The sequence below is a fragment of the Kitasatospora sp. NPDC058046 genome, from assembly GCF_042885595.1.
GTDB lineage: Bacteria > Actinomycetota > Actinomycetes > Streptomycetales > Streptomycetaceae > Kitasatospora.
In genome coordinates, this window is the sequence record NZ_JBHVRS010000002.1 from 676,588 (window position 1) to 689,569 (window position 12,982).

Below are 12,982 nucleotides of genomic sequence, written 5' to 3' on the forward strand. Positions count from 1 at the left end.
CGGCCGCCCGGGCCCCCGCTCGGGCTCCGGCCTCCTCGTGGACGGTCGACAGGCTGCCACGGCCTCCTCTCCCAAAGGGCCGCGGCAGCCTGTCGCCGTTTCTTACCGGGGGTGGCTCGATTTCCTACCGGTTGCTACCGGAGGTGGTGCGGGTCAGCTGACGTTGACGCCGCTCCAGGCCGCCGCGACCGCGTTGTACTCGGTGCTGGAGGCGCCGTACAGGTCGGTGGCGGCCTTCAGGGTCGCGGTGCGGGCGGCCTTGTAGTTGGTGGTGGAGGTCATGTAGACGGTCAGCGCGCGGTACCAGATCGCCGCCGCCTTGGTCCGGCCGATGCCGGTCACCGTCGAGCCGTTGGAGGTCGGGCTGTTGTAGCTGACCCCGTTGATGACCTTCGCCCCGCTGCCCTCGGCGAGCAGGTAGAAGAAGTGGTTGGCGACGCCCGAGGAGTAGTGGACGTCCTTGTTGCCGACCGTGGAGGACCAGTAGTCGGCCGAGGCGCCGTCCTTGGAGGGCTTGTCCATGTAGCGCAGCGGCGTGCCGTTGCCGTTGATGTTGAGCTTCTCGCCGATCAGGTAGTCGCCCGGGTCGACCGCGAGGTTGGCGGACCACTCGACCATGGTGCCGAAGATGTCCGAGGTGGCCTCGTTGAGGCCGCCGGACTCACCGGAGTAGTTGAGGTTCGCGGTGGCGGAGGTGACGCCGTGGCTCATCTCGTGGCCGGACACGTCGATCGCGGTCAGCGGGTGGGTGTTGCCGGAGCCGTCGCCGTACGTCATGCAGAAGCAGGAGTCGTCCCAGAACGCGTTGACGTAGTTGGTGCTGTAGTGGACCCGGCTCGCCGCGCCGACGCCGTTGTTCTTGATGCCGTTGCGGCCGAAGGTGTTCTTGTAGTAGTCCCAGGTGGCCGCCGCGCCGAACTGGGCGTCCACGGCGGCGGATTCGCGGTTGGAGGCCAGGCCGTTGCCGAAGCTGTTGGTGGTGTTGGCGACGAGCGTGCCGCTGCCCGAGGTGCCGCCCTTGAGGTCGGTGGTGGACTGGTTGCCCCGGGAGGCGTCCTTCAGCTGGTAGGAGCTGCCGCTCTGGGTGGTGGTGAGCGAGACGCTGCCGACGTTGACGCCCTTGCCGGTGCCGGTGGCGGTCTTCACCTGCTCGTCGGTGGAGAGCACCTGGCCGGTGGCGGCGTCGGTGACGACCACCTGGCGGCTCGGGGTGCCGTCCGCGCGCTGGCCCTCGACCGTGGTGCGGTGGGCCAGTCGCGGGGTGCCGTCGGCGGCCCAGACGACCAGCTCGGGCGCGCCGGCGCCGTCGACCCGGCTGAGCGCGGCCTCCTCCTGGTCGGCGGCGCCGACCGTGGCCCGCACGGCGGCGGTGGCCTTCTCGGCGGCCTGGGGCGCGGCGAGGCCCGGGGTCAGGCTGGGCACGGACAGCTGTCCGGCGAAGGCCCGGTCGACGGACCTCACCGAGCCGTCGGCCTTCTGGTGGACGACCAGGTCGCCGCCGAGCACCGGCAGGCCCGCGTAGGTCCGGTCGTACCGCAGGTGGCGGGTGCCGTCCTTGTCCACCACCACGTCCTTGGGCACCAGCTTCTCCTGGCCGCCGAGGGCGAGGGCCTGGGCGACCGGGGCGCTCTGCCCGGAGGCCAGCGCGAGCAGCGCGGACTGCTGCTGGGCCGGCGAGGGGGCGGCGGCCTGGGCGGGGACGGCGGCGATCTGGATGACGCCGGCCAGCAGTGCGGTGGCGGAGAGTACGGCTCCGACAGTCAGCTTTCGCTTCACGTGCGGGGGTTCCTTCCACGAGACCCGCGGGTGCGTGCGGGTGCGCCGCGTACCGGGGCGCCGGGGTTGGCACCTTGGGGGCGGTAGGGCGCGGACGTGCCGGTCCCGTGCGGTACCTGACGATCCGCCGGAAACGGGTGGGGCGGCGGATGGTCGGACGGGACTTGGTCAGAAGCATGACAATCGTTGGCAGGGATGGACAGGGCGCCTACCGGGATTGGCCAAGAACCGCCAGTGCCGGTACGGATGGTTCGGTTGCCGCCCGTTGCCCGGTTTCGGCGGTTCGTCCCCCTGGCGGGACTTCGCCAGCCGGACGGCCTTGACAGCCCCGGGCGGCTCGGGTGGCCCCGGACGGTCTCGACGGTCCGGGACGGCCCGGGCTACCGCCCTGAAAGGCGGACGCCCGGGCCCTCCTGCCGGAGGATCCGGGCGTCCGACGCGCCTGTGCGGTACGTCAGTTGACGTTGACGGCGGCCCAGGTCGCGGCGACGGCGCTGTACTCGGCGCTGGAGGCGCCGTACAGGTCGGCGGCGGCCTTCAGGGTGCCGGTGCGGGCGCCCGCGTAGTTGGTGGTGGAGGTGAAGTAGGTGGTCAGCGCGCGGTACCAGATCTGCGCGGCCTTGTCCCGGCCGATGCCCGCGAGCGTGGAGCCGTTGGAGGTCGGGCTGTTGTAGCTGACGCCGTTGATGGTCTTCGCGCCGCTGCCCTCGGCGAGCAGGTAGAAGAAGTGGTTGGCGACGCCCGAGGAGTAGTGGACGTCCTTGTTGCCGACGGTGGAGGACCAGTAGTCGGCCGAGGCGCCGTCCTTGGACGGCTTGTCCATGTAGCGCAGCGGGGTGCCGTCCCCGTTGATGTTGATCAACTCACCGATCAGGTAGTCCGGCTTGTCGGAGGGCAGGTTGGCGTAGAACTCGACCATCGTGCCGAAGATGTCCGAGGTGGCCTCGTTCAGGCCGCCGGACTCGCCCGAGTAGTTGAGGTTGGCGGTGGCGGAGGTGACGCCGTGGCTCATCTCGTGGCCGGCCACGTCGAGTTCGGTGAGCGGGTGGGTGTTGCCGCTGCCGTCGCCGTACGTCATGCAGAAGCAGGAGTCGTCCCAGAACGCGTTCACGTAGTTGGAACCGTAGTGGACCCGGCTGGTGGCGCCGACGCCGTTGTTCTTGATGCCGTTGCGGCCGAAGGTGTTCTTGTAGAAGTCCCAGGTGACCGCCGCACCGTACTGGGCGTCCACGGCGGCGGACTCGCTGTTGGAGGACAGGCCGTTGCCGAAGCTGTTGGTCGTGTTGGCGACCAGGGTGCCCGAGCCGGAGGTCTTGCCCTTCAGGGTGTACGTGGCCTGGCCGCCGCGGGTCGCGTCCTTGAGCTGGTAGCTCGAACCGCTCTGGGTGGTGGTCAGCGGGACGGAGCCGACGAAGACGCCCTTGCCGGTGCCGGCGGCGGTCCGCACCTGCTCGTGGCTGGAGAGCACCTCGCCGCTCGCCGCGTCGGTGACCAGCAGCTGGCGGCTCGGGGTGCCGTCGGCGCGCTCGCCCTCGACCGTGGTGCGGTACGCCAGGCGCGGGCTGCCGTCGGTGGCCCACACGACCAGCTCGGCCTTGCCGGTCTGGTGTACGGCGGTCAGCGGGGACTCGTCCTTGTCGGCGGCGATGCCCACGGTGGACTGCACGGCGCCGGTCGCCTGGTCGGCGGCCTTGTCGGCGGGGATCTGCGGGGTGAGGCTCGGCAGGGCGATGGTGGCGCCGGTGGCCTTGTCCACCGAGGTGGTCGAGCCGTCGGCCTTCTGGTGCACCACCAGGTCGCCGCCCAGGACGGGGAGGCCGGCGAAGGTGCGCTCGTAGCGCAGGTGGCGGGTGCCGTCGGCGTCCACCACGGCGTCCTTGGCCACCAGTTGCTCCTGGCCGCCCAGGGCCAGGGCGTGCGCGACCTTGCCGGCCTGGCCGTTGGCCAGGGCGATCAGGTCGGCGCGCTGCTTCGCGCCCTGGGACTGCGGGGCGGGGTCCGCGACGGCTGCGGTGCTCACCTGGACGACACCGGTGAGCAGGGCGGTGGCGGAGAGTACGGCGACTGCGGCGAGCTTTCGCTTCACGAACGAGTCCTTCCGGAAAACCGCGAGCGGGCGCGGTCGCGCGGCGTTCCGGGGGCCGGGGACGGCACCTGAGGGGCGGAACGGGCGCTGACGTGCGGGCCCCGTGCGGACTGAGCGGCTTCGCCACCGGTGGGTGGGGGTGGTGGCTGCCGAACGGGGTTGATCGAAAGCATGACAATCGAGCAAATCAAATGACAGGTCTTGCTCATGAATTGGCCAAGTCCCGCCACGGTGGAGGAATGTGAACGGATGGACAAAGGGGGCAAATCGTCCTGGTTTGCAGCGGGTTACCGTCCGAACCGAAGCCTGGTGGCGCGGCGCCGGGCCGCTCCGGGGTCAACCCCGGTGCGCCGGTGGCCCGTTGCCGCGCGTTCACACCGGCGCAATGTCCTGGTATGGACCTGGCCGTCCGATTGGCGGGTTCCCGCCACGTGTTGCGCTTGTCCACCATCAGGACGCCTGGTAGCACACGTCCCGTCCGCCGGTACGGTAAGGAGGTGGCCAAGCCCCTCGCTCTCGACTTCGACCCGATCGCCCGCGCCGACGAGCTGTGGACCCGCCGTTGGGGCGGGGTCCCCTCGATGGCGGCGATCACCTCGGTCATGCGCGCCCACCAGATCCTGCTCTCCCGGGTGGACGCGGTGCTCAAGCCGTACGGGCTGACCTTCGCCCGCTACGAGGCCCTGGTGCTGCTGACCTTCAGCCGGACCGGCGAGCTCTCGCTCTCCAAGATCGGCGAGCGGCTCATGGTCCACCCGACCAGCGTCACCAACACCGTCGACCGCCTGGAGCGGGCCGGCCTGGTCGCCCGCCGCCCCAACCCGCTGGACGGCCGCGGCGTGCTGGCCGCGATCACCGGGCGCGGCCGCGAGGTGGTCGAGGAGGCGACCCGGGAGCTGATGGCGATGGAGTTCGGGCTGGAGGAGTACGACGCCGAGCAGTGCCACCAGGTGTTCGAACTGCTCAGGCCGCTGCGGATCGCGGCCGGCGACTTCGCCGAGCCGTCCGAGGGGGCTGCGAAGGGCCGGGCGTGAAGGCGGCTACCCTCGTGTGAGCGGTGCGCGGATCCGGGCGTACCGGCGGACCGTGCCGAGCGAGGCGAGGAAGATCATGAAGGCGACCCCCCTGCTGGGCTGGTACCGGGCCCTGGCCATTGCGACCGGTACGGCGCTGCTGGTGTTCTGCGGCTTCATGGTCGCGAAGTACGGCTTCGACGCGGCCAAGGACGTGACCACGTACGTCGCGATGCTGCACGGCTACCTCTACATCGGGTACTTCGTGGTGACCTTCATGCTCGGGCAGAAGCTGAAGTGGCCGATGGGCCGGCTGGTGCTCACCCTGGCGGCGGGCTGCATCCCGTTCCTCTCCTTCGTCTTCGAGCGCAAGGTGGCCCGCGAGGCGGCCGAGCAGCTCCCGGCGGGCGGCGGTGCCCGCCAGCCGGCCGGCGTCTGAGCAGCGGGCTCCGACTCCCGGGCTCCGACTCCCAGGTTTCGCGAGAGCGCCCCTTCCCCGACCGGGGGAGGGGCGCTCCGGCGTTCCCGGGCCCCGTTCGGGCGGCTCCCGGGGCCCCGGGCCGGATCCCGGGTCCCTTTCGGGGGATCGCGGGCCGTGCGGGCGGGTTGTCCATCGACAAGTACTAGGACGTCCGAGTAAATTGTTAGGACGTCCTACTAGCTGTGCCGCCCCGTCGCCGCGGCGGCCGTACGGAGCGGAGTTCGGGATCATGGACGCCGAGGAGATCGAGCGGGGCCGGCAGCGCTGGCAGCAGCGGTACGACAAGGCCCGCAAGCGCGACGCGGACTTCACCACCCTCTCCGGCGACGAGGTCGAGCCGGTCTACGGCCCGCCCGCCGGGCAGGCCTACGAGGGCTTCGAGCGGATCGGCTGGCCGGGCGAGTACCCGTACACCCGCGGTCTGCACCCGACCGGCTACCGGGGCCGCACCTGGACCATCCGCCAGTTCGCCGGCTTCGGCAACGCCCAGCAGACCAACGAGCGCTACCGGATGATCCTGGACGCGGGCGGCGGCGGCCTCTCGGTCGCCTTCGACATGCCGACCCTGATGGGCTACGACTCGGACGACCCGAAGTCGCTCGGCGAGGTCGGCCACTGCGGTGTGGCCATCGACTCGGCCGCCGACATGGAGGTGCTGTTCGACGGCATCCCGCTCGGCGGGGTCACCACCTCGATGACGATCAGCGGCCCGGCCGTGCCGGTCTTCTGCATGTACCTGGTGGCCGCCGAGCGCCAGGGCGTGGACCCGGCGGTGCTCAACGGCACCCTCCAGACGGACATCTTCAAGGAGTACATCGCGCAGAAGGAGTGGCTCTTCGCCCCCGAGCCGCACCTGCGCCTGATCGGCGACCTGATGGCCTACTGCGCCGAGGGCATCCCCGCGTACAAGCCGCTGTCGGTCTCCGGGTACCACATCCGCGAGGCCGGGGCCACGGCCGCGCAGGAGCTGGCGTACACCCTCGCGGACGGCTTCGGCTACGTCGAGCTGGGCCTCTCCCGCGGCCTGGACGTGGACGTCTTCGCGCCCGGCCTGTCCTTCTTCTTCGACGCGCACCTGGACTTCTTCGAGGAGATCGCCAAGTTCCGCGCCGCGCGCCGGATCTGGGCCCGCTGGATGCGCGAGCGCTTCGGCGCCAAGACCGACAAGGCGCAGTGGCTGCGCTTCCACACCCAGACCGCCGGCGTCTCGCTGACCGCGCAGCAGCCGTACAACAACGTGGTCCGCACCGCCGTCGAGGCGCTGGCCGCGGTGCTCGGCGGCACCAACTCGCTGCACACCAACGCCCTGGACGAGACCCTGGCGCTGCCCTCCGAGCAGGCCGCCGAGATCGCCCTGCGCACCCAGCAGGTGCTGATGGAGGAGACCGGCGTCGCCAACGTCGCCGACCCGCTGGGCGGTTCCTGGTACGTCGAGGCGCTGACCGACCGGATCGAGCAGCAGGCCGAGGCGATCTTCCAGCGGATCCTGGACAAGGGCCGCGAGGACCACGAGATCGGCCCGATCACCTCCGGCATCCTGCGCGGCATCGAGGAGGGCTGGTTCACCGGGGAGATCGCCGAGGCGGCCTTCCAGTACCAGCAGTCGGTGGAGAAGGGCGACAAGCGCGTGGTCGGCGTCAACTGCCACCCGCGCAGCGTCACCCCGGAGCTGGAGATCCTGCGGGTCAGCCACGAGGTCGAACGCGAGCAGGTCCGGGTGCTGCGGGAGCGCAAGGCGGCCCGGGACGACGCGGCCGTCCGGGCCGGGCTGGACGCCATGCTGGCGGCGGCGCGCTCGGGCGAGTCGATGATCCCGCCGATGCTGGACGCGGTGCGCGCCGAGGCGACGCTGGGCGAGATCTGCAACGCGCTGCGCGAGGAGTGGGGCACGTACCAGGAGAACGCGATGTTCTGAGGCCGCGGCCGACGCGGAGCCGCCGTACGGGATCCCGTACGGCGGCTTTGCCGTGTCTTCGGCCGGGGTGCTCTCAGCCCGCGAGCATCGGTCCGAGCAGCAGGTCGGTGAAGCGGCGGGTCCACTCCGGGGTGATCGGCTCGCCGCTGACCAGGACGCGGTGCTCGACGGTGCCCGCGATGGTGTCGAAGATGATGTCGACCTCCTCGCGGGCCGAGGTGTCGTCGGTGTCCGCCTCCAGCTCGCCGCGGGCCTGGGCGGCCGCCCGGCCCTGGCGGACCAGCCGCTTCTGCGGGTCCACGATGGCCTCGCGGATCCGCCGCCGCAGCTGCCGGTCGCGGGTGCCCTCGGCGAACAGCGCGAGCAGCGCGGCCTGGGTCTCCGGGCGGGCCAGCAGGTCGGCGAACTGGGCCACCACGGCCTCGATGTCGGCCCGCAGGCTGCCGAGGTCGGGCATCACCAGCTCGTCGAAGAGGGTGGCGACGGCGTCCACCACGAGCTCGTTCTTGGACGGCCAGCGGCGGTAGAGGGTGGTCTTGGCGACCCCGGCCCGGCTCGCCACGTGGCCCATGGTCAGTCCGCCCCAGCCGAGTTCGGCCAGGGTCTCGCGGGTGGCGTCGAGGATGGCGCGGTCGGCGGCGGCGCTGCGCGGGCGGCCCTTGGCCCGGGCGGTGCCCGCGGGCGCCGGGCAGTCCTGGTGCGTGCCCTGCGGGCTCGCTGGGGGCTGGGCGGCCGGCACCGGGCCTCCTTGCGCTCTACTGGTAAGTAACTTGGGTGGGGCTGGTAACGGTAGCGACTGTTCGTCCGTTCGGGCAGCGGGGCACCCCGGGAAAGTGGGGCAGGTCACGTCCCCGAACCACCGGAGGGGCTTGCGGCCGGGCCACCGGCTCCAGTTACGCTACGACTCGTAGCGAAAGCAGTGACAACCAGGCGCCGCGTCCCGTGGGACGGGAGCGGCGCGGGCGCGGGTGGGGATCCGCGCCGAACGGTCCAGGCTACCGGGGGAGGGGCACGGCGCCCGGGAACCCGCACCGCGCGGCCCGCGCGGGGCGACTTTCCGGAGGTTGGTGCCCGCGAGCAGCGCGGACGGGGGAGGATGGTGCCATGCAGCCACGGAATTCGCGTCTCAACAGCTCCGCCCTGCGCGGTGCGGTCGACCTCGCCGCAGTGAAGGCGGCCGGCGAAGCCGCCCAGAAGGCCGAGCAGGCCCGGGCCGAGCGGGCTCGTCAGGCGTCCGCCGCCGATGCGGACGGAGCCGCCCCCGCCCAGTCCGCCCACCAGCTCGTCATCGACGTCACCGAGGACACCTTCGAGACCGAGGTCGTCCAGCGCTCCACCGAGGTGCCGGTCGTCATCGACTTCTGGGCCGAGTGGTGCGGGCCCTGCAAGCAGCTGAGCCCGGTCCTGGAGGGCCTGGCCGAGGAGTACGCCGGCCGCTTCGTGCTCGCCAAGATCGACGTCGACGCCAACCCGCTGCTCTCCCAGCAGTTCGGCATCCAGGGCATCCCGGCCGTGATGGCCGTGGTGGCCGGCCAGCTGGTGCCGCTGTTCCAGGGCGCGGAGAGCGCGGCCAACATCCGTCAGATCCTGGACCAGCTGATCCTGGTCGCCGAGCAGCGCTTCGGCGTGGCCGGCCTGGCCGGTGGCGCGGCCGCCCCGGGCGAGGCCCCGGCCGCCGCCCCGCAGCGCCCCGAGGACCCGGCGCTGTCCGCCGCGCACGACGCGCTGGACGCCGGCGACCTGGGCGGTGCCATCCAGGCCTACCGGAACGTGCTGGCCGAGCAGCCGGGCAACACCGAGGCCAAGCTGGGCCTGGCCCAGGCCGAGCTGCTGAAGCGGATCGAGGGTCTGGACCTCCAGGCCGTCCGGTCGGCGGCCGCCGCCGACCCGAAGGACGTCGGGATCCAGCTCAAGGCGGCCGACCTGGACCTGGTCGGCGGTCACGTCGAGGACGCCTTCGGGCGCCTGGTGGCCACCGTCGGGCGGACGGCCGGCGAGGACCGGGACACCGCCCGGCTGCGCCTGCTGGAGCTGTTCGAGGTGATCGGCCCGGAGGACCCGCGGGTCGTCGCGGCCCGGACGGCGCTGGCGCGCGTGCTGTTCTGAGCCCGCTCCGGGCCGGTTCCCGGTCCGTCCCGAGCCGGTTCTGAGCCCGGATCAGGTCCGCTGCCTGGCACGGCGGATGACCTGCGGTGTCGCTGGTGATTTGGCGACAATCCGGTCAACTGAACAGAGGTTTACCAAATCTTGATTTCACCCGTGGGTGGTCACCTTGTGTGACCGCCCATGGGTGTTTCGCTTGCGTTTCCGGCAGATTTCGCCGTCACGTTTCCTTCAAGACGTCACGCAGGGTGCGGCCCGGGTCGATTCCATGATCAACGCCACCTGATGTTGCATTACCCGTCAGTAAGGAACCTCTTGTGCTTCGCCCGGGATTCAAGCACGATCGGCCACGCCCGGTCCCGGGCTCCACACCCCGACCCCGGTCGGCCACGCGGAGCGCGGGATCCCCACCGGGCGGCCCGTCGGCCCCGGCCGGCGGGAGGGAGGGCAGGGGGGTATCCGCGGTCCCACGGCGGTTCCTGTCCTTCGACCGGCCGCGCGGCCCTGCGCGGTCGCTGGTTGTCGCTCGGGGGTGATCGCCGATGTCGTCGGTCCTGCCCGCCGCCCCGCAAGGACGGCCGGTGCTTGGACGGGAGGTCCGCTGCACGCGGGCCGCTCCCGCGTCCGACGACGCCCAAGGCGCTCTCCGCTACCGAGGACGTAGCTCTCTCCCATCCCAGGTCCCCACCGGTGCGGGACGCGCCGCCGGGGAGCCGGAGATGTACGTCCTAGAAGGAGGACTCGCATGTCCCAGACCTACGGCAAGACCCGCTGGAAGCGCTTCGCCCTGGTGATGGTGCCGAGCATCGCGGCCACCGCCGCGGTGGGCGTCTCGATCGCCAACAACGCGCTGGCGGCTTCGTTCAGCGTCTCCGGCCAGAGCTTCAAGGTCACCACGCCGGAGCTGCACGGCAGGAACTTCGCCCAGTTCGGCTCGATCGACGCGGAGTCGAACGGCACGCCGCACCCGGTCGCCGTCTCGGCCTTCGACGAGGCCACCATCAAGGGCCTCTGCCAGTCGGTGGTGACCGACCCCAACGTCATCCCCGGCCTGCCGTGGAAGCTGCCCAAGATCATCCTGCGTCTGGAGGCCGGCAACAGCGAGGACGTCAAGAAGCAGGTCTACGCCAAGAACCTGCTGATCGACCTCGACCAGCTGAACGCCGACGCCGAGTTCTCCAACATCAACATCGGCCAGGAGGCGTCGACCCTCAAGGGCGAGGCCACCCAGGGCTGGAAGTCCAAGCTCGGCGGCCTGCCGTCCGGGCAGACCGGCTTCGCCCAGGCCGCCGAGAAGGCCGACCTGTACAACGTGCAGCAGACCGCCTGGGCCACCTCGGCCGGCACCTTCAAGCTCCCGGGCCTGAAGCTCGCGCTGCACACCGACGGTTCCGGCGAGTGCTACTAGGCCGTTGACGGCGGCGGGCCGGGCCCGGCCCGCCCGCCCCGACGGCACCCGCGGGACCGGGGACGGTGCGTGCGCCGTCCCCGGATCCCGTGTCTCCTCCATCCCTCGTTCACACCATCGAGGAGCTGCACCGTGTCCAGCGCCCTTGCCTCCTACCGGCCCGCCGAGCACGAGAACCCCGCCCAGTGGCTGCGCCGGGTGTTCCGTACGTTCCGTCGGACGCGGCCGTACTACGGCGGTCTGCTGGCCATGATCGCCGGCGTCCCGATCATGTACTTCCCGTACGCCAAGCTCTCGTTGGGCGGCATGACGGTGGCCATGGCCACCACGGCGGGTGCCGGGTCACTGATCATCGGCGTGCTGCTGATCGTGCTCGGGCTGACCGCCTGGTTCCAGCCGGCCGTACGGGTCTTCGCCGGCATCGCCACCACGCTGCTGACGCTGGTCTCCCTCCCGGTCTCCAACCTGGGGGGCTTCGGACTGGCCCTGCTGCCGGGCCTGATCGGCGGTGGGCTGATGGTCTCCTGGGCGCCGCTGCCGGAGCCCAAGGCCGCGAAGGCGGCCGGGCACGGACGCTGGGGCCGGGCCAAGGGCGGCGCCGGGGACGCGGCGGCCGGGAACGCCGTGGCGCGGAGCGTCGCCACCGAGCCGGCCACCGACGGCGCCGTCGAGGCGCCCACCGCCGAACTGCCCGCCCAGGGCGGGCCGCAGGCCGCCGAACCCGCGGCCGCCGTCCCGAAGCAGGCCGACACCGCGGACCGGAAGCGGGCCGGCGCCGTGGACCAGGAGGAGGCGCGGTGACCGGGCCGGCCGAGCAAGCCGACGGTACGACCGTTCCCGCGCAGCGCTCCGGCCGGCACGCGGCCCCGCGCACGCCCGTACGGGTCCGGCTGAGGGGCCGGGCACTGGCGCTGGCCGCGGTGCCGACCGCGCTGCTGATGGCCGCCGCCTACACGCCCAACCCGGCGGTCGCCGAGTCGGCGGCGGGCAAGCCCTGCGGCACCGCGCCGGCCGCCGTGCCGGACGTCGCGCCGGTCGAGACGCCGGTGCCCAAGAGCGAGCTGCCCGAGCCGCCGCCGGGCCCGTCCACGGCGCCGAGCACCGCGCCGAGTACCGCGCCGGGCACCGCGCCCACCGCCGGCCCCTCGACGGACCCGGGCTCGGTGCCGACCCCCGCACCGACCACCGGCCCGGCCCAGCAGCCGACCTCGCCGGTCAAGCCGTCGGCCGTCGCGACGCCCACCACCACCGGCCCGGCGGCCCGGGCGGGGCTGATCGACGGCCTCGTCGACGGCGTCAACCGGCTGCTCACCCCGAACGGCTCGCCGAGCCCGACCCCGGGCGGCGCCCCGACCACCACCCCCGCGGCGCCCGCCGGCCCGGCCGCTCCGGCCGCCCCCGCCCCGCACACCGAGGCCCCGCATACGGACGCCCCGGTGCAGGCCCCGGCCGCCGCCCCGCAGGCCGCGCCGCCCGCGACCCAGCCCGCCGCCGACGAGCCCTCGCCCACCGCCACGCCGAGCGGCAGGGCGAGCGGCAAGCCGAAGCCCTCCGCGACCCCGTCCGCGGACGCCTCGGCGACGCCCTCCGCGGGCGCCTCCGGCAGCCCGTCCGGCACGCCGACCGAGAACCCCGACTGCGATGTGGACGCCCGGGGCCTGACCGCCGGCGCGCCCGCCCCCGGGCACGTCGTCCCGGAGCAGAACTGGACCCTGAAGACCAGTCGGCTCGCCCTGCACGGCGCGGCCTTCCACGGCGTCTACGACGTGAAGACCGTGACCGGCAGCAAGCGCGTCCTGAAGTTCGTGGTCGACAGCGTGGACATCGACAACCTCGACATGTCGACCCTGGAGGGCAACGGCGTCACCTTCCACGTCCAGGGCGCCCCGGGTTCCACCTCGACGATGCGCAAGGGCCCGGTCACCATGTACGTGGAGCGGCTGTCCGGCCACCTCTCCAAGGTGCTCGGCCTGCCGATCCCGATCGACCTGGGCGAGATCACCCTCACCCCGGACACCCTGCCGCGCTGGCTGTACGACCTGATCGGCTCCATCCCGATCCCGCTGGACCTGGAGCTGACCGGCGTCACCGCCAAGCAGGCCGGCCAGTTCGGCGGCACCCTGCGCATCCCCGGGATGCGCCTGTTCAACGACGACGCCCCCTACAGCGACAAGTAGCGGACGCCACAAGGACCGTGGGG

10 protein-coding genes are annotated in these 12,982 nt (G+C 72.3%); 7 read left to right on the forward strand and 3 right to left on the reverse strand.

Translation table 11 applies throughout. The features are described 5' to 3' along the window. Positions 1-153: 153 nt before the first annotated feature. Together ACFVU7_RS07375 and ACFVU7_RS07380 are read right to left on the reverse strand one after the other, a co-directional pair. Entirely contained in the window at positions 154-1,776 is a 1,623-nt protein-coding gene (locus ACFVU7_RS07375) for a M4 family metallopeptidase (RefSeq protein ID WP_388044599.1), read from the reverse strand. Positions 1,777-2,230: 454 nt separating this feature from the next. Then, complete coding sequence (locus tag ACFVU7_RS07380; RefSeq protein WP_049651456.1) at positions 2,231-3,862, reverse strand: M4 family metallopeptidase; 1,632 nt, start codon at positions 3,860-3,862, stop codon at positions 2,231-2,233. A gap of 497 nt (positions 3,863-4,359) precedes the next feature. Between ACFVU7_RS07380 and ACFVU7_RS07385 the strand changes: the two genes are divergently transcribed. The 3 genes from ACFVU7_RS07385 (at position 4,360) to ACFVU7_RS07395 (ending at position 7,271) form a co-directional block, all read left to right on the forward strand. Further along, a complete protein-coding gene (locus ACFVU7_RS07385) occupies positions 4,360-4,896 on the forward strand; it encodes a MarR family winged helix-turn-helix transcriptional regulator (RefSeq protein ID WP_049651457.1) in 537 nt (178 codons plus the stop codon). Positions 4,897-4,972: 76 nt separating this feature from the next. Next, positions 4,973-5,314 carry a DUF3817 domain-containing protein gene (locus tag ACFVU7_RS07390; RefSeq protein ID WP_049651458.1) on the forward strand — a complete coding sequence of 114 codons (342 nt, stop codon included), beginning with the start codon at positions 4,973-4,975 and terminating at the stop codon, positions 5,312-5,314. Positions 5,315-5,585: 271 nt separating this feature from the next. Beyond that, positions 5,586-7,271 carry a methylmalonyl-CoA mutase gene (locus tag ACFVU7_RS07395; RefSeq protein ID WP_049651459.1) on the forward strand — a complete coding sequence of 562 codons (1,686 nt, stop codon included), beginning with the start codon at positions 5,586-5,588 and terminating at the stop codon, positions 7,269-7,271. A gap of 73 nt (positions 7,272-7,344) precedes the next feature. Here ACFVU7_RS07395 and ACFVU7_RS07400 read toward each other — a convergent pair whose 3' ends face one another. Continuing rightward, entirely contained in the window at positions 7,345-8,010 is a 666-nt protein-coding gene (locus tag ACFVU7_RS07400) for a TetR/AcrR family transcriptional regulator (protein WP_079271888.1), read from the reverse strand. A 365-nt stretch (positions 8,011-8,375) separates the two neighbouring features. Here ACFVU7_RS07400 and ACFVU7_RS07405 point away from each other — a divergent pair, with 365 nt between their 5' ends. The 4 genes from ACFVU7_RS07405 to ACFVU7_RS07420 all read left to right on the forward strand — a co-directional run bounded on the left by ACFVU7_RS07405 (position 8,376) and on the right by ACFVU7_RS07420 (position 12,959). Then, positions 8,376-9,377, forward strand: a complete 1,002-nt coding sequence (locus ACFVU7_RS07405; RefSeq protein WP_117489568.1) for a tetratricopeptide repeat protein — start codon at positions 8,376-8,378, stop codon at positions 9,375-9,377. 742 nt (positions 9,378-10,119) lie between these two features. Then, positions 10,120-10,782: a DUF6230 family protein gene (locus tag ACFVU7_RS07410; protein ID WP_049651461.1), complete on the forward strand. Its 663-nt coding sequence runs from the start codon at positions 10,120-10,122 to the stop codon at positions 10,780-10,782. 132 nt (positions 10,783-10,914) lie between these two features. Then, complete coding sequence (locus ACFVU7_RS07415; protein ID WP_388044600.1) at positions 10,915-11,583, forward strand: DUF6114 domain-containing protein; 669 nt, start codon at positions 10,915-10,917, stop codon at positions 11,581-11,583. After that, entirely contained in the window at positions 11,580-12,959 is a 1,380-nt protein-coding gene (locus tag ACFVU7_RS07420; RefSeq protein WP_388044601.1) for a hypothetical protein, read from the forward strand. The genes ACFVU7_RS07415 and ACFVU7_RS07420 overlap by 4 nt, the downstream gene beginning before the upstream one ends. The last annotated feature ends 23 nt before the right edge of the window (positions 12,960-12,982 follow it).